This window comes from Pseudomonas sp. S37, from assembly GCF_016658545.1.
In the GTDB taxonomy this organism is placed as follows: Bacteria; Pseudomonadota; Gammaproteobacteria; order Pseudomonadales; family Pseudomonadaceae; genus Aquipseudomonas.
This window is the reverse complement of record NZ_JACVZC010000038.1, coordinates 17,347-35,502: the sequence shown is the minus strand read 5'-3', so window position 1 is coordinate 35,502 and position 18,156 is coordinate 17,347. Positions and strand designations below refer to the sequence as shown.

The following is an 18,156-nucleotide window of genomic DNA, read 5'->3' as shown; positions in this document are numbered from 1 at the left end:
TCAGCCTTCCCAGCCGGCCTGGTAGAGCTTGCCGTGGGCTTTGTCGAGCGCTGCGCGCACAGCTGGCGAGTGTTGGTAGATGTCGACGAACTTGGCCAGGCGCGGGTCATCCTTGCTCTGCGGGCGAATGACGAACTGGATCACGTACTCCTTGTTTTCCAGGCCGTCGAACAGCAGCGCGGAGCCTGCATCAAAGGTGTTGGCCAGGCGAATGTAGGCCGGGTAACCCTGCACCAGGTCGGCGTCGTCATAGGCGCGCACCAGTTGCACCGCCTCGACCTGCAGGATCTTCAGCTTTTTCGGGTTGGCGACGATGTCGTCTTCGGTGGCCTTGTAGCCGACCCCAGGCTTGAGCGTGATCAACCCGGCCTTGGCCAGCAGTTGCAGGCCACGGCCACTGTTGATCGGGTCGTTGGCGATGGCCACGCTGGCGCCTTCAGGCAGCTCGGCGAAGCTTTTGTACTTTTTCGAGTACAGGCCGACGTTGTTGATGATGCCCGGTGCGTACGGCACCAGGTTGAAGCCCGCAGCTGCCTTGGCGTTTTCCAGGAACGGGATGTGCTGGAAGTAGTTCACGTCGATGTCGCCGCTGTTGAGGCTGACATTGGGCGCGATCCAGTCGCTGAATTCGATCAGCTTCACATCCAGGCCTTGCTTGTGCGCTTCTTCCACTGCGGCTTCCAGCGGGATGGCAAAGGCCGATGTGGTGCCGATTTTCAAGGGTTCGGCGGCCAGGGCAGTGGCAGACAGGCCGAGGCTGATGGCAATGGCCGCGACGGGCCGGAACAGTTTCTCAAGCATGGTGCAGGGCTCCAGTCGGGGCAGGGGTAGTGTTTGGGGTGAAGCGGTATGCCGAACCTGGGTGGTCGGCGGGCAGGTGCGGGTGCTCGGCCTGGAACAGCTTCTGGCGCAGAGTGCCTTCGGCGTAGGCGGTCTTGTAGCGGCCACGCTGTTGCAGTTGCGGGATGACCAGGTCGATGAAGTCCTCGAAGCTTTCCGGGGTGACGGTGCGGGTCAGGTTGAAACCGTCCAGGCCGGTTTCATCGATCCACGCGATCAACTGCTCAGCCACCTGCTCAGGTGAGCCGACCAAGGTTACGTAGCGGCCACCGAGGGCGTGCTGTTCAAGCAGGCGGCGGCGGGTCCAGGCGCTGTCCTGTAACTGGCGCGTGGCGGACTGGATGGCGTTGCCCTGGCTGAAGCCGATTGGCTCGTCCAGTTCATAGGCCGCAAAGTCGATACCGGTGGATGCTGCGAAGTGCGCGACGCCCGCTTCAGGGCTTGCATGGCGCAAGTACTCGGCATGCTTGGCCCGGGCCTCCTGCTCGGTGGTTGCGACGATCACCGTGATACCCATGAACACCTTGACCGCCTGCGGGTCGCGCCCGGCGGCACGGGCAGCGGCGCGTACCTTGTCGACCTGGGCACGGGTGGCGGCCTTGTCCTGGCCGCTGATGAACACGCATTCGGCATGGTTGCCGGCGAAGGCCAGGCCACGCTGCGAGCTGCCGGCCTGGAACAGTACCGGGGTGCGCTGCGGCGAAGGCTCGCACAGGTGGTAGCCATCGACGTTGTAGAACTCTCCCTGGTGCTCAACCTTGCGCACCTTGTCGGGGCGGGCGTAGACGCGCTGCTCGCGGTCGGCGACCACGGCGTCGTCGGCCCAGCTGCCTTCCAGCAGCTTGTACAGCACCTGCAGGTACTCCTCGGCCTGGTCGTAGCGGCGGTCATGCTCGGGTTGCTGCGCCAGGCCCATGGCCCGGGCGGCGCTGTCGAGGTAGCCGGTGACGATGTTCCAGCCGACCCGGCCATTGCTCAGGTGGTCCAGGGTGGAAAGGCGTCGGGCGAACAGGTACGGCGCCTCGTAGGTCAGGTTGGCGGTGAGGCCGAAGCCCAGGTGGCGAGTCACCGCCGCCATGGCCGAGACCAGCAACAGTGGGTCGTTGACCGGCAACTGGATCGACTCCTTGAGGGTCACGTCCAGCGACTGCCCGTAGATGTCGTAGGTGCCGACGATATCGGCAATGAACAGCCCGTCGAACAGGCCGCGCTCCAGCAGGCGTGCCAGGTTGGTCCAGTAGTCCAGGGTCTTGTAGTGGGTCGAGGTGTCCCGTGGGTGGGTCCACAGGCCGTGGTTGATGTGCCCGATGCAGTTCATGTTGAAGGCATTGAGCAGGATCTGCCTGGCCATCAGATGGTCCCCCGGCGTGGCGGGTTGGCATCGTTGAGGTAGTAGTTGCCGATGGCGTGGTACTTCCAGCGCACCGGGTCGTGCAGGGTGTGCACGCGGGCGTTGCGCCAGTGGCGGTCGAGGTTGTGCTCGGCCAGGGTGGCCTGGCTGCCGCCCAGTTCGAACAACGCAGTGCCGGCGGCCAGGGAGATTTCGGTGCTGATTGCGCGTGCCTCGGCCACGGCGATGGACGCGGCAGCCACATTGTCGGCACTGCTGTCGTCGCGGGCGCGGTCGAGGTATTCGCCGGCGCGTTCCAGCAGGGCTTCGGCGGCATGCAGGCGGATCGCCAGGTGGCCGAAGCTTTTCAGCGTCAGCGGGTCGTCGGTGGCCTTGTCCAGGCCAGAGTCGACCCACGGGCGGCTGCGGGTGCGTACGAAGTGCAGGGCATCTTCATAGGCAGCGCGGGCGATGCCGGTGTCGATGGCGGCATGTAGGATCTGCGCCAGCGGGCCGACCGGGGTAGGGCGCTCGAAGGCGCTCTGGAACGGCACCACGTCGGCGGCGCTGACATAGACGTTGTCGAACACTACCGAGCCGCTGCCGGTGGTGCGCTGGCCGAAGCCGCTCCAGTCGTCGATCACCTGCAGGCCCTGGCTGTCGGCCGGGACGAAGGCCAGGTGCTGCACGCCGTGTTCGTCGACCACCGAGGTGGGAATGCGCTGGGCGTAGATTGCCCCGGTGGCGTAGAACTTGCGGCCGTTGATGCGGAAACCGTCGCCTTCGCGGCTCAGGCGGGTGGTGCGCTCGTTGGCGGTTTTGGTGCCCAGTTCGGCCAGGGCGTTGCCGAAACGGCGGCCGGCCAGTACTTCGGCGTACAGGCGCTGTTGCTGTTCGGGGCTGCCGTTTACCCGCAGCACTTCCAGGCCGTAGAAATGGTTTTGCGGGATCTGCCCGAGCGAGCCGTCGGCCTGGGCGATGCGGGCGATGACCTTGGCCAGGGTGACATTGGACACGCCGGCGCCGCCGAAGGCCTTGGGCACGCTGATGGCCCATAGGCCGGAACGGGTGAACAGCTCCAGTTCGGCGTGCGGCAGACGACGTTCGCGGTCGCGCAGGGCGCTGTCGCGGCGCAGTTGTTGGGCGATGTCTTCGGCGACCTGCAGGGCTTGGGTATCGTCAGTGATGATGTTTGTAGTCATGGTTTTACTCCGAGGCCATTGGGGCCGCTTTGCGGCCCATCGCGACACAAGGCCGCTCCTACAGGAAATCGCGTACCTGCATGGGCTCGCGTATTCCTGTAGGAGCGGCCTTGTGTCGCGATGGGCTGCAAAGCAGCCCCCAGGGCCTGCAAATCAGATCCAGGAATGCCGCGCAGGCAAGGTGCCGTTCAGGTGGTAAGCGCCGACCGCGTGGTACTTCCAGCGCACCGGGTCATGCAGGGTGTGCACCCGGGCATTGCGCCAATGGCGGTCGAGGTTGAACTCGGCAAGGGTGGCGCGGCTGCCAGCCAGCTCGAACAGCTTCTCGCTGGCCTGCAAGGCAATCTCGGTGGTCAGCACCTTGGCCTCGGCCACCGCGATCGAGGCCCGCGCTGCGGATTCAGCATCGATCGGCGCCGCATTGACCTCGTCGAGCACCCGCGCCGCCTTGCGCAGCAACGCTTCTGCCGCATGCAGCTCAAGCTTCAGGCGGCCGATGTCGGCGATCACATAAGGATCGTCGCTGGCCCGTTCGACATTGGCTTCGATCCACGGCCGGGACTTTTCGCGGACGAACGTGATCGCGTCATCGATCGCCGCTTCGGCAATCCCCGCGTCAATTGCCGCCTGGATCAGCTGCGAGGCGGCACCCTGGATATTGGCAATATCGCGCTGGCGCCAGTTGTCGATCACCAGCTCCGCATCCACCGGCACCTGGTCCAGCAGCACGGTACCGCTGGCAGTGGTGCGCTGGCCAAACCCGGACCAGTCATCGACGATGCGCAGCCCCGGGCTGCCCCGGCGCACGAAGGCAAGGCGCTGGCGGCCTTCATCATCCAGGGCTTTTACCGCCACCCAGTGGGCGAACAGGGCGCCGGTGGAATAGAACTTTTCGCCGCTGATGCGATAGCTGTCGCCAACGCGGCTAATGCGAGCCTTGAGGGTGAGGGTGTCCTTGGTGCCGCGTTCGGGCCCGGCATTGCCGATGCGCCAGCCATCGAGCACGCTGCGGAAGATGATCGCCTGTTGCGCTTCGCTGGCCGTCAGGCGCAGCAGTTGCAACATGCCGAACTGGTTCTGCGGGATCTGCCCCAGGGCCGGGTCGGCGGCGCTGATCAGGCGGAACACTTCGGCGACGGTTTCGAACGACACGTCGGGGCCGCCGTAGGCCTTGGGTACGTTGATGCTGCCCAGGCCGCTGCGGGTGAACAGCTCGATCTCGGCCCATGGCAGTTTGCGTTGCTGGTCGCGGCGGGCGGCCTGCTCGCGGGCAACCTCGGCCAGTTCGCGGGCCGCTTGCAGGGCTTCGGCGTCGTTGCGCAGTACCTTGGCCGGCAGCAGCAGGGGCGAGCTGTCGAGATCGCTATGGAATTGGGTATTTGGCTGGCTGGACATCAGTGCCGCTCCTTGGCTGCACTCAATGCCCTGGCGTTACGCACTGGGGTGATTGTGATCCTGACCATTCCTGACCTCACAAATGGGTGATGCCGCTACAGCTGGTCGCGGCAGATGTGTGTTGGTCCGGTGGTCCGGTTTATATACCCTAATGCTTTATAAAAAGTTTATAAATTAACTTTTTGGAATATGTATAGAAGGGGGGATTTGCGTTGGATGTGCCGGCCTATTCGCGGGTAAACCCGCTCCCACAGGTAATGCACACGCTTCAGGATCTGTGCGGTCCCTGTGGGAGCGGGTTCACCCGCGAAGAGGCCAGAGCAGGCTTACTCGGAAGCAGCAGTCCCAAGGAACTTACGCAGGAACTGCCGGGTACGCTCTTCCTTCGGCGCCGCAAACAGCGCCTTGGCCTCGCCCTGTTCCACGATCACGCCCTTGTCGAAAAAGATCACCCGGTTCGCCACATCGCGGGCAAAGCTCATTTCGTGGGTGACGATGATCATGGTGCGTTTTTCCTCGGCCAGGCCGCGGATAGTGGCCAGTACTTCACCGACCAGTTCAGGGTCCAGCGCCGAGGTGGGTTCGTCGAACAGGATCACCTCCGGCTCCATGGCCAGCGCGCGGGCGATGGCCACCCGTTGCTGCTGGCCGCCCGACAGGCGCCGGGGGTAGGCGTCTTCCTTGCCCGCCAGGCCGACCTTGGCCAGCAGGCGCCGGCCCAGCTCGATGGCTTGCTCGCGGGGCGTCTTCTTGACGATCACCGGCCCCTCGATCACGTTCTCCAGGGCGGTGCGGTGCGGGAACAGGTTGAAGTTCTGGAACACGAACCCGGCCTGCTGGCGCAAACGGCGGATTGCACTTTGCTGGCCACCCAGCGGGCGGTTGGCATCGATGCTGATGGCGCCGATCTTGATCTGCCCGGCATCGGGGGTTTCCAAAAGGTTCAGGCAGCGCAGGAAGGTGGTCTTGCCCGAGCCGCTGGGGCCGATGATGGCTACCACTTCGCCGGGCTGCACGGTCAGGTCGATACCGTTGAGCACGGTCTGGCCCTTGAACCGCTTGGTCAGGCCTTTGACTTCAATCATGCTCAGTGCTCCTGGTCATGCTGGTTTACCCGCGCTTCCATGCGGTTCTGGAAGTGCGCGAGGATGCTGCACAGCACCCAATAGACCACCGCGACCGCCACATACATGGTGAACACCTCGAAGGTGCGTGCGGTAATCAGCTGCGCCTGGCGGAACAGCTCGGGCACCTGGATGGTTGCCGCCAGGGCGGTGTCCTTGACCAGCGAGATGAAACTGTTGCCCAGTGGCGGCAGTGCGGTGCGCAAGGCCTGAGGCAGGATCGCCCGGCGCATGGCTTGCACGCGGGTCATGCCGATACTGGCTGCGGCTTCCCACTGGCCACGGTCGATGGAGGAGATGGCTGCGCGCAGGATTTCGCAGATGTAGGCCGCCATGTTCAGTGACAAGCCAATCAGCGAAGCCGGGATAGGGTCGAGTTCGATGCCGATCTGCGGCATGCCGAAATAGATCACGAACAGCTGCACCAGCAGCGGCGTGCCGCGGAAGAACGACACGTAGACCCGCGCCAGCCAGTTTAGCGGCAGGATCTTCGACAGCCGCATCAGCGCCAGGGCAAAGCCCAGCACCAGGCCGAAGAACATCCCGCCAACACTGAGCAGCACCGTATAACCCGCGCCCTTCAGCAGGAAGGGCGCGGAGTCGACAACGAGTTGCAGGCTTTCGGCAATCATTTGGTGACGTCAGCACCAAAGTATTTTTCCGACAGTTTGGCCAGCGTGCCGTCAGCCTTGAGCTTGTCGATGGCTTTGTTCAGGGCGGCCAACAGTTCAGGCTCGCCTTTGCGCAGGGCCACGCCGCTTTCCAGGCGCGAGAAGGCCTCGCCGGCCAGTTCCGTGTCCTTGGCTTTTTGCGCGTATTCCAGCGCGGCCAGGCGATCGATCAGGATGGCGTCGATGCGGCCGTTGCGCAGGTCGGCGAACTTGCTTGGGTCGTCTTCATAGGTGCGCACGTCAGCCTTTGGCACGTCCTTTTTGACCCACTGCTCGTAGTTGGTGCCCAGGCCCACACCGACCTTCTTGCCGGCCAGGTCCTGTGCGCCCTTGATGTTCAGCTGCTCGGCCTTCTTCTTCAGGATCAGCGCCTGGATGCCGGAGATGGTGTAGGGCTCGGAGAAGTCGTACTTCTTCTTGCGCTCGTCAGAGATGGTCACCTGGTTGACCACCACGTCCAAGCGCTTGGACTCCAGTGCGGCGAGGATGCCGTCCCACTTGGTCGGCTGGATCTTGGCCTTGACCCCCAGCTCCTTGGCCAGCAACTCGGACAGCTCGACTTCAAAGCCGGTCAGCTTGCCGTTCTCGTCCTGGAAGCTGAAAGGGGGGTAGGTGCCTTCGAGGCCGACGTTGATCACGCCCTTTTCCTGGATGGTTTTCAACTGCTCGCCGGCAAAGGCCTGGCCAAGCAGGCCGGCGCCCAGCAGCAGTGCCAGGCTGGCGTTGAGTAGCGGTTTGGCGAATTTCGACATGTCAGAGCCCCGCGCTTGTTGTGTAAGTAGTGGGTGGCGACTATAGGGTTGGCTGCTTAGGCCAGGAAATACTAAAAAATTATTTTGTTATTTCCTTTTGGATTTTTGCCAGGTGCTTGCTGCTTTGAGGGTAGGCGAGGTTGCCTGTGCCGTCATCGCTGCTTATGCCTGACTTAGCGCAGGATGGAATAAAGCGTTGTTTTTTCCAAGGGCCGGATTTGCCGTAGAGTGGATTGCATGTAGGCAGGCCCGGCCCTTTCGCGGGTAAACCCGCTCCCACAGTGCCCCCACAGGTCCTGAGCCTTGTGGTGTACCTGTGGGAGCGGGTTTACCCGCGAAGAGGCCGGGCCTGGCAACAAAATCAGATGGCCAATACGGCAGGAGAAAACCGTGAGCGAACAACTTTCATCCGGGCACTGGCAGTTGCAGAGCATCGTCACCGGCCTGCGCGGCGCCCGTGACCAATGGCGCACCCGCAATGGCCGCAGCAGCGGCGAGCAGGGCGGGCGCGAACTGCCTTCGCGCGAGGCGATGCGGCATATTCTGGAGCAACTGTGCGGCGCGCTGTTCCCCATGCGCCTGGGCCCGGTTGACCTGCGCGAAGAAAGTGAAGACTTCTATGTTGGCCATACCCTGGATGCAGCGCTGACTGCCCTGTTGACCCAGGCCCGCCTGGAGCTGCGCTACGCCGCACGGCAAAGCAAGGCTGAGCTGGCGGGCGTCGATGCCCATGCGCTGAGCCTGGTCCAGGGTTTCGCGGCTGCGCTGCCAGACTTGCGTGTATTGCTCGACACCGACGTGCTGGCCGCCTACCACGGCGACCCGGCGGCGCGCAGCGTCGATGAAGTGCTGCTGTGCTACCCGGGTATTTTGGCGATCATCCACCACCGCCTGGCCCACCACCTGTACCAGGCCGGCCTGCCGCTGCTGGCGCGGATCAGTTCGGAGCTGGCACATTCTGCCACCGGCATCGACATTCACCCGGGGGCGCAGATCGGCCCGAGCTTCTTCATCGACCATGGTACCGGGGTGGTGATTGGCGAAACCGCAATCATCGGCGAGCGCGTGCGTATCTACCAGGCAGTGACCCTGGGGGCCAAGCGCTTCCCCAGCGACGAGTCCGGCACCTTGCACAAAGGCCTCCCACGCCACCCGATTGTCGAGGACGACGTGGTGATCTACGCCGGGGCCACGGTGCTGGGGCGCATTACCATCGGCAAAGGTTCGACCATTGGCGGCAATGTGTGGCTGACCCGCAGTGTGCCGGCTGAAAGCAATATTACCCAGGCCAATTTGCAGCTGGATTGTCAGGACAAGAATTGATCTGGCATTTGTTTAGCCTGTTGTGGCCTATTCGCGGGTGAACCCGCTCCCACAAGGACTGCACAAATATCAATTGTTGTAAGGTCCCTGTGGGAGCGGGTTTACCCGCGAATAGGCCACAACAGGCGTACACCAATCAGCGCCCCAATTCGCATTGAAATCCGATCCATGTTTAACTTGAACGCTTGTTCAATGAAAAAACGCTGGTCCGCTGCCGGTGTTCAACAGGAGGATTCCTTTGCTGAACCCGTTCATTCCGAACCTCACGTCATTTGACGAGGTGCACGCCCGATGAGTGCACCGACCCCTTCCCTTGCCAATGGCAAGATCCGCATGAACCCCCCTGTGTTCTACTTTGCGGCAAGCTTCATCCTCATCTTCGGCCTGGTGGTCATCTCCAACCCGCAAGCTGCAGGCGACTGGTTGCTGGCGGCGCAGAACTGGGCGGCCAACACGGTCGGCTGGTACTACATGCTGGCGATGACGCTGTACCTGGTCTTCGTGGTGGTCACCGCCTTGTCCGGCTACGGCAAGATCAAGCTCGGTGCCGACCACGACGAACCCGAGTTCAGCTACCTGTCATGGGCCGGCATGCTGTTCGCCGCTGGCATCAGCATTACACTGTTCTTCTTCTGCGTGTCCGAACCGCTGACCCACATGCTGCAACCGCCTCAAGGTGAAGCAGGCACGGCCGAGGCCGGGCGCCAGGCGATGCAGATCCTGTTCCTGCACTGGGGCCTGCATGGCTGGGGCGTATTCGCCTTCGTCGGCATGGCGCTGGCCTATTTCGCCTACCGGCACAACCTGCCGTTGGCCCTGCGCTCGGCGCTGTACCCGCTGATCGGCAAGCGCATCAACGGGCCGATCGGCTACGCGGTAGACGGTTTCGGCATCATCGCCACGGTGTTCGGCCTGGGCGCCGACATGGGCTTTGGTGTGCTGCACCTGAACGCCGGCCTCGACTACCTGTTCGGCATCAGCCACAGCCAATGGGTGCAGGTGATCCTCATTACCCTGATGATGGGCGCGGCGGTGGCCGTGGCCGTCGCCGGGGTGGAGAAGGGCGTGCGGGTGATGAGCGACATCAACCTGTTCCTGGCCTGCGCGCTGCTGCTGTTCGTGTTGTTCGCCGGGCCTACCCAGCACCTGTTCAATACCCTGATCCAGAACCTGGGTGACTACCTGGGCGCCTTGCCGCGCAAGAGCTTTGACGTGTACGCGTATGGTGAAAACCGTGACTGGCTGGGCGGCTGGACGGTGTTCTACTGGGCCTGGTGGATTGCCTGGGCGCCGTTCGTGGGGCTGTTCATCGCCCGTATCTCCCGTGGCCGTACCATCCGCGAGTTCGTCTTTGGCGTGCTGCTGATCCCGCTGGGCTTCACCCTGGCGTGGATGTCGATCTTCGGCAACAGCGCCCTCGACCAGGTGATCAACCACGGTATGACTGCGCTGGGCCAATCGGCGCTGGATAACCCTTCGATGAGCCTGTACCTGCTGCTGGAGACCTACCCCTGGAGCAAGGCGGTAATCGCCACCACGGTATTCATCAGTTTCGTGTTCTTCGTCACATCGGCCGACTCGGGCACCGTGGTGCTGTCGACCTTGTCGGCCAAGGGGGGCGATGCCGACGAAGACGGGCCGAACTGGCTGCGCATCTTCTGGGGCGCAATGACCGCGCTGATCACCAGTGCGCTGTTGTTCGCCGGCAGCATCGATTCGCTTAAGTCGGCGGTGGTGCTGACCTCGTTGCCGTTCTCGCTGATTCTGTTGTGCATGATGTGGGGGCTGCACAAGGCGTTTTACCTGGAGTCGCAACGGCAGATCGCGCAGATGCACTCGCTGGCGCCGTTCGCCCAGTCACGCCGTGGCCGTGGTGGCTGGCGCCAGCGCCTCAGCCAGGCCGTGCACTTCCCGTCGCGTGACGAGGTGTACCGCTTCATGGACGACGTGGTGCGCCCGGCGATTGCCGATGTGCGTGAAGTTTTCGAGCAGAAGGGCCTGGTGCTGATTACCCAGGACGACCCGAGCCACGACAACGTCAGCCTGAAGATCGGCCATGGTGAGGAGCAACCGTTCATTTACCAGGTACAGATGCGTGGTTACTTCACGCCATCGTTCGCCCTGGGCGGGCTGGGTACGCAGGAGTTGAAGAACCGCCGCTACTACCGGGCCGAGGTGCATCTGAGCGAAGGCAGCCAGAACTATGACCTGGTGGGCTACAGCAAGGAGCAGATCATCAACGACATCCTCGACCAGTACGAGCGGCACATGCAGTACCTGCATCTGGTCAGGTGACAACCTGTACTGGCCTCTTCGCGGGTAAACCCGCTCCCACATGGACCCCACAGATCCTGAGCCTTGTGGTGTACCTGTGGGAGCGGGTTCACCCGCGAAGAGGCCGGCCCAGGTCACCACTAAAAGGGCGCATCCCCCAGAATGGTCGCCCGATGCATCACCCGCCGATTGGGCCGGTAATCATCCACCGCAAAATGCTGGGTCACGCGGTTATCCCAGAACGCCACATCATTCTCCTGCCAGCGCCAGCGAATGCTGAACTCCGGCCGCGTGGCATGGGCGAACAGCAGCTTCAGCAACGCCTCGCTCTCCAGCTCGCTCAGCTCATTGATGCGCGTGGTGAACCCCTCATTGACAAACAACGCCTTGCGCCCGCTCACCGGATGCGTACGCACCACCGGGTGCGACAACGGCGGGTTGTTACGCCGCGTGGCTTCCCAGCGCGCGAGGTCTTCAGCTGTGGTGCCAAAGCGCTCCAGCGGGAACGACTTGGTGAAGTCGTGAGTAGCGGTCAGCCCATCGAGCATGTCCCGCAGCGGCGCCGACAAGGCTTCGAAGGCAGCAATGCCGCTGGCCCACAAGGTGTCGCCACCGTAGGCCGGCAACTGCTTGGCACTGAGCACCGCACCCAGTGCCGGGGTTGGCAGGAAGGTCACGTCGGTGTGCCACACGGCGTTGTCGCGTACATCAGTGACCGCCGTGTCGAGCACCAGCACCTGCGGGGTGTCCGGCACGTTGGGGTAGATCGGGTGGATGTGCAGGTCGCCGAAGCGGGCGGCAAAGCGCGCCTGTTGTTCCGGGTTGATCGGCTGGTCGCGGAAGAACAGCACCTGGTGCCGCAGCAGCGCCTGTTCAATGGCGTCGCGTTGTTCTGCGGTGATGTCGCGGCTGATGTCCACGCCGCTGATCTGGGCGCCGAGCGCCGGGCTGAGGGGAGTGATGGTCAGGCTCATGTCGGTCTCTTCAATCAGGCGCCAGTGTGCTGGCGTGGACAATAGGGTTCAGTGGCTCTGCCCGTGCCAAGGCACCAGCTTGCGTTGCAGGGCACGCAGGCTCATTTCCAGGGCGAAGGCGATCAGGGCAATCAGCAGGATGCCCAGCACCACCACATCGGTGACCAGGAACTGCGCCGCCGACTGCACCATGAAGCCCAGGCCGCTGGTGGCGGCGATCAGTTCGGCGGCGACCAGGGTCGACCAGCCAACCCCCAGGCCAATGCGGATGCCGGTGAGGATGTCGGGCAGCGCGCTGGGCAGGATCACGTGGCGGATCAGTTGCGCCTTGCTGGCGCCCAGCGACTGCGCGGCACGCAGCTTGGCCGGGTCGACCGTGCGCACGCCGGTGGCGGTGGCAATGGCGATCGGGGCGAAGATGGCCAGGAAGATCAGCAGCACCTTCGACAGCTCGCCGATGCCGCACCAGATGACGATCAGCGGCAGGTAGGCCAGCGGCGGGATCGGCCGGTAGAACTCGATCAGCGGGTCGAGGATGCCGCGTGCCACGCGGTTGTAGCCGATGGCGATGCCCACCGGGATGGCGGTCAGCGTGGCGGCCAGCAGGGCCACGCCGATGCGCCCCAGGCTGGCGCCCAGGTGCTGCCACAGGCTGGCATCCATGTAACCCTGGGTCAGCAAGGTCCAGCCCTTGGCCAGGATGTCGCCGGGCGAGGGCAGGAACAGCGGCTCGACCCAGCCGGCGGCAGTCACCAGCCACCAGGCCAGCAACAGGCTGGCGAGGGTCAGGGTGCTGATCCAGCGGGTGGACAGTGGGCGGCGCAGCTTGGTGGCTGGCCGGGGTTGGGCGTTGTGTTTGCCGGTAACCGGCAGGTCCAGGCTGCTCATGCGCGCTCCTGCAGGCTTTGGCGTTGGGAGAACACCCGCGCCAGTACATGCTCGCGGGTTTCGATGAAGGCCGGGTCGGACTTGATCGCCCGGGCCGATTCGCCAGCGGCATAGCGCTGGCCGAAGTCCAGTTGCAGGCGTTCCACCACGCGGCCCGGGTTGGGCGCCAGCAGTACCAGTTCGCTGGCCAGGAACACCGCCTCTTCGATGTCGTGGGTAATCAGGAACACCGGCTTGGCGGTGCGCTGCCATACCTGCAGCAGCAACTCCTGCATCTGCTCGCGGGTGAAGGCATCAAGGGCGCCGAACGGTTCGTCCATCAACAGCACCCGTGGGTCGGCTGCCAGCGCCCGGGCCAGGCCCACGCGTTGCTTCTGGCCGCCGGACAGTTGCCAGATGCGCCGCTCGCCGAAACCGGCGAGGTCGACCAGGGCCAGCATCTCGCGGGCTTTGGCTTCACGCTCGGCGCGCGGTACGCCGGCCAGCTCCAGGCCGAAGGCGACGTTGCCCAGCACGTTCTGCCAGGGCAGTAGCGCGTCGTCCTGGAACACTACGCCGCGCTCGGCTCCAGGCCCTTGCACCGGCACACCGTCGAGGGTGATGCGGCCGCCACTGGGGGTAACGAAACCGGCGATCAGGTTGAGCAGCGAGGTCTTGCCGCTGCCGGATGGCCCCAGGGCCACCAGCAGTTGGCGCGGCCCCAGGCTCAGGTTGATGTCGGCCAGTACCGGGGTGGCGGCACCGGGGTACTGTGCGCTGATGCGCTCCAGCTCGAGCAAGGCCATGGCGGGCTCCGGATCAGTTTGGAAGGAACTTGGCGCTGACGTACGGCGAGTAGTCCGGCAGTACGGCGTCAACCTTGCCTTGCTGCTTGAGGAAGTTGGCCGTGTCGGTTAGTGCCTGGGTGGTAGGTGCGCCCAGTGCGCTGGCCTGGTCGGCGGCCAGTGGGTAGACGTTGCCCTCCAGCAGCACCGGAATGTCGCTGGCTTTGGCGCCGGACAGCTTCACCAGTTTGTCTACGTTGCCCTTGTCAGCCAGCCAGGCTTGCGGGTCTTTGCGGTAATCGGCGTAAGCATCGAGGGTGACTTTGGCGAAAGCCTTGACCACGTCGGGGTGCTTCTCGGCGAAGTCCTTGCGCACAATCCAGGCATCGAAAGTAGGTGCGCCTTTTGCGGCCAGCTCGCCAGAGGTGATCAGCACCTTGCCGTTTTCCTTGGCCACGCCCAGGGCCGGGTCCCAGACGTAGGTGGCGTCGATGTCGCCGCGTTTCCAGGCGGCAATGATCGCCGGGGGTGCAAGGTTGAGGATCTGCACCTTGGACGGGTCGATGTTCCAGCTTTTCAGGGCCGCCAGCAGGCTGTAGTGGCCGGTGGAGACGAACGGCACGGCGACTTTCTTGCCGACCAGGTCTTGTGGCGTCTTGATGCTGTCGCGGGCGACCAGTGCTTCGCCGGCGCCAATCTGCGTGGCGATCAAAAAGGTCTCGACCGGCAGCTTGCGGGTGGCAGCAGCGGCCAGTGGGCTGGAACCCAGGTAGCCGATCTGCACGTCGCCGCTGGCCACTGCGGTGATCACGTCGGCGCCGTTATCGAATTTGCGCCAGTCGATGCTGGCCTTGCTGGCTTTTTCGTAGTCGCCATCCACCTGCGCCACTTTGGCCGGGTCGACGGTGGTCTGGTAGGCAACGGTCAGGTCGGCCGCCTGGGCCAGCCAGCTGGTGCTGGCGAGGGTCAGGGCGGCGAACAGGCGCAGCGGGGCGTGCGGGATCATGGTGAACCTCTCGTCAGGCAAACTGGGGAATGGATGGCGAGAAGGCTAAATGATCTAAGAAATTTAAAATAAATAACTTTTTTGCATTAGCTTAGGAGGCAAAGGCCTTAAGATTCAGGTCGCCGTGATGCGGTCCCCTGTAGGAGCGGCCTTGTGTCGCGATGGGGCCGTAACCTGAATTCATGAGGCCATAACCTGGATCAATGGCGAAATCAGAGCAGCCTGCTAGGCTCTTTCGTCCCTATAGATCAATACGGAATTAGGTTATGAGCAAACGTTTGCAAATAACCAATGGTTATGGATGATAGGGTTCACTACAACGAATGGCAGTAAAGGTTTCAAACATATTCCGTAAAAATCTTACAAATTCATAAAACGGTCATTTTGGATTTATAGGATTGTCATTATCCTGTAGCGCAGGTGACGTCTTAGACCAAAGTCGCGAAACGTTTAGAAACGATTGACTTAAGGGTCACGCTTTGGGACTAAATCGCCAATCCACGGTGAGCGGGGCATAAGACCCCTCCGCCAGAGAGATACAAGAATTAGAACGTAGAGGAGCAAAACATGTACAAGTCCAGCCTGGCCGTGGCCGTGGCACTGGGGGTTTTCGCCCAAACAGCAGGCGCTGCCGGTTTCGTTGAAGACAGCAAACTGTCGCTCAGCTCGCGCACCATGTACTTCAACAACGACAACCGTGATGGCGGTGCCGACAACCGTGAGTCGGGTCAGGGCTTCAAGCTCGACTACATCTCCGGCTTCACCGAAGGCACCGTTGGCTTTGGTGTCGATGCCCAGGCCCTGTGGGGTATCCACCTGGATGGTGGCCGTGGCAAGCACCCGGATGTCGGCACCTTCTTCCCAAGCGATAGCGATGGCTCGGCTGTAAGCCAGTGGGCTCGCGTTGGCGCCAACGCCAAGGCTCGCTTCTCGAAGACTGAAGTTCACTACGGTAGCGCCCTGGCGCCGAACCTGCCGATCCTGGTCTCCAACGATGGCCGTCTGCTGCCGCAAACCTTCGAGGGTGGCACCATCCAGTCGAAGGAAATCGACAACCTGACCATCAACGCCGGCCAACTGACCCACGCCATGGGCCGTGCGTCGAGCAACCGTACCGGTCTGTCGGTAGCAGGCGCGACCCAGGACAGCAACAAGTTCCGCTACGGCGGCCTGGACTACAAGCTCACTCCAGACCTGACCCTGCAGTACTACTACTCGAACCTGGAAGACTTCTACAAGCAGCACTTCCTGGGCGCTACCCATGTGTTCAAGATTGCTGACGACCAGTCGTTCAAGACCGACCTGCGCTACTTCGACAGCAGCAGCGACGGCAAGAACGGTGAAGCCGGCTACCGCTTCAGCAACAACGGCGGTTACGCCAAGAACGCCGGCGAGGTCGACAACAAGACCTGGTCCGCGATCTTCACCTACACCCTGGGTGGCCACGCGTTCCTGCTCGGCCACCAGCGTGTCAATGATGACGGTGGCTTCGTCTGGCTGAACCAGGGCAACGTGGTTGACGGCAATGGCCGTCCGGAAGGCGCCGGCGGTGCCAGCTTCTACCTGTTCACCGACAGCATGATCAACCAGTTCGCCAAGGCCGGTGAAAACACCACCTTCGGTCAGTACTCGTATGATTTCGCGCGTCTGGGCGTACCGGGCCTGAAAGCCTCGGTTGCCTACCTGAAAGGTGAAGACGGCAAGAACGCCAACGGCAACGGCACCTTCAGCGAATGGGAACGCGACGCTCGCGTTGACTACGTCATCCAGGAAGGCACCTTCAAGGGCCTGGGCGCCAGCCTGCGTCACGGCGTATACCGTGGCACCGGCACCAGCTCGCTGGCTGACCAGGATCAGACCCGTCTGATCTTCAACTACACTTACAACTTCCTGTAAGCCGTAGCTGACTCAAGAAGCCTCGCCTAGTGCGAGGCTTTTTTGTGCCTGCAATTTCGTATGCGTTATGGTTATAAACAAATCAATATTTATTCTTTTTGTTTTCAACCGAATGCAGGCACATTGAACCCACACGGTGTACAGAACCCAGCACAGGAGCCGCAGCCCATGAGCCTCAAACTCGGCGATATCGCCCCCGATTTCGAACAGGATTCCAGCGAAGGCAAGATCCGCTTCCACGAGTGGCTGGGCAGCAGCTGGGGGGTGTTGTTCTCTCACCCGGCCGACTTCACGCCGGTGTGCACCACCGAGCTGGGCCTGACTGCCAAGCTCAAGGACGATTTCGCCAAGCGCGGGGTCAAGGCCATCGCCCTGTCGGTGGACCCGGTCGACTCGCACCACAGGTGGATCGATGACATCAACGAGACCCAGAACACCGTGGTCAACTTCCCGATCATCGCCGACGCCGACCGCAAGGTGTCCGACCTGTACGACCTGATCCACCCGAATGCCAGCGACACCCTGACGGTGCGCTCGCTGTTCGTCATTGACCCGAACAAGAAGGTGCGCCTGACCATCACCTACCCGGCCAGTACCGGGCGCAATTTCAACGAAATCCTGCGGGTGATCGACTCGCTGCAGCTGACCGACAACCACAAGGTGGCCACGCCAGGTAACTGGCAGGACGGCGACGACGTGGTGATCGTGCCTTCGCTGAAGGACGAGGAAGAGATCAAGCAGCGCTTCCCCAAAGGGTATCGGGCGGTCAAACCCTATCTGCGCCTGACCCCGCAGCCAAATCGTTAACGCATTCCTCGTTGCATTGCTCTTAGCCAAGCAGGGATTTTCGGGCCGTTTCGACGGCCCTTTTTTATGCCTGCTGAAAACCGCGTGGGCTTCTTCGCGGGTAAACCCGCTCCCATAGGTCAAGCGCAGTGCTCAAGGTTTGTGGTGTCCCTGTGGGAGCGGGTTCACCCGCGAAAGGGCCGGCACAGAAAATAATCCAAATGGAATAAACAAATGAAAAAATATGATTTCTAGATATATGCGACGGCTGTTAATGTCACTCCCAACAGAACACAAGGAAGCGCTGCAATGCTGGTGGTATCAATCGGTGGTAGCCCAAGTCCACGTTCACGCTCCGGCGTGCTGCTGGAGCGTTCGCGCCAGTGGCTGCAGAATCGCGGCGTCGAAGTGGTGACGTTCCAGGTACGTGACTTCCCCGCCGAAGACCTGCTGCATGCCCGTTTCGACAGCCCGCAGGTGCAGCACTTCCAGCAACTGGTGGCCCAGGCCGATGGCCTGATCGTCGCCACGCCGGTGTACAAGGCATCGTTTGCCGGTGCCCTGAAAACCCTGCTCGACCTGCTACCCGAGCGCGCCCTGGCACACAAGATCGTGTTGCCGATCGCCACCGGCGGCAGCATCGCCCACATGCTGGCGGTGGATTACGCACTCAAGCCCGTGCTGTCGGCACTCAAGGCGCAGGAGACCCTGCAAGGGATCTTCGCCGATGACAGCCAGGTCGCTTACGCAGAAGGCAGCAAGCCCGCGCAGCTGGTACCCGCGCTGGAAGAACGCCTGCAGGACTCGCTGGAAACCTTCCACGTTGCCCTGGCCCGTCGGCCGCGGCCCGTGGCCCCCGGCGTACTGAATGAACGGCTGATCAGCGCTCGCTGGAGCATCTGACCGGTCCAACCCGCTTCACCACCTTACT

General features: G+C 62.6%; 16 protein-coding genes. 5 read left to right on the top strand and 11 right to left on the bottom strand.

From position 1 onward, the window contains the following. The 7 genes from IAE39_RS14235 to tcyJ form a co-directional block, all read right to left on the bottom strand. Positions 1-801, bottom strand: coding sequence for a MetQ/NlpA family ABC transporter substrate-binding protein (locus tag IAE39_RS14235; protein WP_201203403.1), 801 nt, complete (start codon positions 799-801; stop codon positions 1-3). Further along, the gene (locus IAE39_RS14230; RefSeq protein ID WP_201203401.1) at positions 794-2,191 is read right to left on the bottom strand and encodes an LLM class flavin-dependent oxidoreductase; all 1,398 of its coding nucleotides are present in this window, start codon (positions 2,189-2,191) and stop codon (positions 794-796) included. Before IAE39_RS14230 ends, IAE39_RS14235 begins: the two co-directional genes overlap by 8 nt. After that, positions 2,191-3,372: an SfnB family sulfur acquisition oxidoreductase gene (locus IAE39_RS14225; RefSeq protein ID WP_201203399.1), complete on the bottom strand. Its 1,182-nt coding sequence runs from the start codon at positions 3,370-3,372 to the stop codon at positions 2,191-2,193. The genes IAE39_RS14230 and IAE39_RS14225 overlap by 1 nt, the downstream gene beginning before the upstream one ends. Before the next feature lie 153 nt (positions 3,373-3,525). Continuing rightward, positions 3,526-4,767, bottom strand: a complete 1,242-nt coding sequence (locus IAE39_RS14220) for an SfnB family sulfur acquisition oxidoreductase (RefSeq protein WP_201203397.1) — start codon at positions 4,765-4,767, stop codon at positions 3,526-3,528. A 326-nt stretch (positions 4,768-5,093) separates the two neighbouring features. After that, complete coding sequence (gene tcyN / locus IAE39_RS14215) at positions 5,094-5,852, bottom strand: L-cystine ABC transporter ATP-binding protein TcyN (RefSeq protein ID WP_019096908.1); 759 nt, start codon at positions 5,850-5,852, stop codon at positions 5,094-5,096. Positions 5,853-5,854: 2 nt separating this feature from the next. Continuing rightward, positions 5,855-6,523 carry a cystine ABC transporter permease gene (gene tcyL / locus IAE39_RS14210; protein WP_201203395.1) on the bottom strand — a complete coding sequence of 223 codons (669 nt, stop codon included), beginning with the start codon at positions 6,521-6,523 and terminating at the stop codon, positions 5,855-5,857. Beyond that, on the bottom strand, positions 6,520-7,314 hold the full coding sequence (gene tcyJ / locus IAE39_RS14205; RefSeq protein WP_201203393.1) for a cystine ABC transporter substrate-binding protein: 795 nt from the start codon (positions 7,312-7,314) through the stop codon (positions 6,520-6,522). The genes tcyL and tcyJ overlap by 4 nt, the downstream gene beginning before the upstream one ends. A 390-nt stretch (positions 7,315-7,704) precedes the next feature. Between tcyJ and epsC the strand changes: the two genes are divergently transcribed. Further along, positions 7,705-8,637: a serine O-acetyltransferase EpsC gene (gene epsC, locus IAE39_RS14200; RefSeq protein ID WP_201203391.1), complete on the top strand. Its 933-nt coding sequence runs from the start codon at positions 7,705-7,707 to the stop codon at positions 8,635-8,637. A 333-nt stretch (positions 8,638-8,970) separates the two neighbouring features. Continuing rightward, complete coding sequence (gene betT / locus IAE39_RS14195) at positions 8,971-10,932, top strand: choline transporter BetT (RefSeq protein WP_201203420.1); 1,962 nt, start codon at positions 8,971-8,973, stop codon at positions 10,930-10,932. Between the two features lie 119 nt (positions 10,933-11,051). On the opposite strand, the gene tauD is transcribed toward betT, so the two are convergent. The 4 genes from tauD to tauA are packed head-to-tail and all read right to left on the bottom strand — an operon-like array spanning position 11,052 to position 14,543. Further along, positions 11,052-11,885 (bottom strand): taurine dioxygenase, encoded by an 834-nt coding sequence (gene tauD, locus IAE39_RS14190; RefSeq protein WP_201203389.1) that lies wholly within the window; start codon positions 11,883-11,885, stop codon positions 11,052-11,054. Positions 11,886-11,933: 48 nt separating this feature from the next. Continuing rightward, the gene (gene tauC, locus IAE39_RS14185) at positions 11,934-12,773 is read right to left on the bottom strand and encodes a taurine ABC transporter permease TauC (protein ID WP_201203385.1); all 840 of its coding nucleotides are present in this window, start codon (positions 12,771-12,773) and stop codon (positions 11,934-11,936) included. Next, positions 12,770-13,558, bottom strand: a complete 789-nt coding sequence (tauB, locus tag IAE39_RS14180; RefSeq protein WP_201203383.1) for a taurine ABC transporter ATP-binding subunit — start codon at positions 13,556-13,558, stop codon at positions 12,770-12,772. The genes tauC and tauB overlap by 4 nt, the downstream gene beginning before the upstream one ends. Before the next feature lie 13 nt (positions 13,559-13,571). After that, positions 13,572-14,543: a taurine ABC transporter substrate-binding protein gene (tauA, locus tag IAE39_RS14175; protein WP_201203381.1), complete on the bottom strand. Its 972-nt coding sequence runs from the start codon at positions 14,541-14,543 to the stop codon at positions 13,572-13,574. A gap of 567 nt (positions 14,544-15,110) precedes the next feature. On the opposite strand from tauA, the gene IAE39_RS14170 reads away from it, so the two are divergent. The 3 genes from IAE39_RS14170 to ssuE all read left to right on the top strand — a co-directional run bounded on the left by IAE39_RS14170 (position 15,111) and on the right by ssuE (position 18,128). Beyond that, on the top strand, positions 15,111-16,439 hold the full coding sequence (locus IAE39_RS14170) for an OprD family porin (RefSeq protein ID WP_201203379.1): 1,329 nt from the start codon (positions 15,111-15,113) through the stop codon (positions 16,437-16,439). A 168-nt stretch (positions 16,440-16,607) separates the two neighbouring features. Further along, on the top strand, positions 16,608-17,246 hold the full coding sequence (locus IAE39_RS14165; RefSeq protein ID WP_201203377.1) for a peroxiredoxin: 639 nt from the start codon (positions 16,608-16,610) through the stop codon (positions 17,244-17,246). Positions 17,247-17,534: 288 nt separating this feature from the next. After that, a complete protein-coding gene (gene ssuE, locus IAE39_RS14160) occupies positions 17,535-18,128 on the top strand; it encodes an NADPH-dependent FMN reductase (RefSeq protein WP_201203376.1) in 594 nt (197 codons plus the stop codon). Positions 18,129-18,156 lie beyond the last annotated feature (28 nt).

Bases quoted from the DNA above. Each gene is read 5' to 3' on its own strand.
- IAE39_RS14235 (WP_201203403.1), bottom strand. From the start codon at position 801: ATGCTTGAGAAACTGTTCCGGCCCGTCGCGGCCATTGCCATCAGCCTC.
- IAE39_RS14230 (WP_201203401.1), bottom strand. From the start codon at position 2,191: ATGGCCAGGCAGATCCTGCTCAATGCCTTCAACATGAACTGCATCGGG.
- IAE39_RS14225 (WP_201203399.1), bottom strand. From the start codon at position 3,372: ATGACTACAAACATCATCACTGACGATACCCAAGCCCTGCAGGTCGCC.
- IAE39_RS14220 (WP_201203397.1), bottom strand. From the start codon at position 4,767: ATGTCCAGCCAGCCAAATACCCAATTCCATAGCGATCTCGACAGCTCG.
- tcyN (WP_019096908.1), bottom strand. From the start codon at position 5,852: ATGATTGAAGTCAAAGGCCTGACCAAGCGGTTCAAGGGCCAGACCGTG.
- tcyL (WP_201203395.1), bottom strand. From the start codon at position 6,523: ATGATTGCCGAAAGCCTGCAACTCGTTGTCGACTCCGCGCCCTTCCTG.
- tcyJ (WP_201203393.1), bottom strand. From the start codon at position 7,314: ATGTCGAAATTCGCCAAACCGCTACTCAACGCCAGCCTGGCACTGCTG.
- betT (WP_201203420.1), top strand. From the start codon at position 8,971: ATGAACCCCCCTGTGTTCTACTTTGCGGCAAGCTTCATCCTCATCTTC.
- tauD (WP_201203389.1), bottom strand. From the start codon at position 11,885: ATGAGCCTGACCATCACTCCCCTCAGCCCGGCGCTCGGCGCCCAGATC.
- tauC (WP_201203385.1), bottom strand. From the start codon at position 12,773: ATGAGCAGCCTGGACCTGCCGGTTACCGGCAAACACAACGCCCAACCC.
- tauB (WP_201203383.1), bottom strand. From the start codon at position 13,558: ATGGCCTTGCTCGAGCTGGAGCGCATCAGCGCACAGTACCCCGGTGCC.
- tauA (WP_201203381.1), bottom strand. From the start codon at position 14,543: ATGATCCCGCACGCCCCGCTGCGCCTGTTCGCCGCCCTGACCCTCGCC.
- IAE39_RS14170 (WP_201203379.1), top strand. From the start codon at position 15,111: ATGTACAAGTCCAGCCTGGCCGTGGCCGTGGCACTGGGGGTTTTCGCC.
- IAE39_RS14165 (WP_201203377.1), top strand. From the start codon at position 16,608: ATGAGCCTCAAACTCGGCGATATCGCCCCCGATTTCGAACAGGATTCC.
- ssuE (WP_201203376.1), top strand. From the start codon at position 17,535: ATGCTGGTGGTATCAATCGGTGGTAGCCCAAGTCCACGTTCACGCTCC.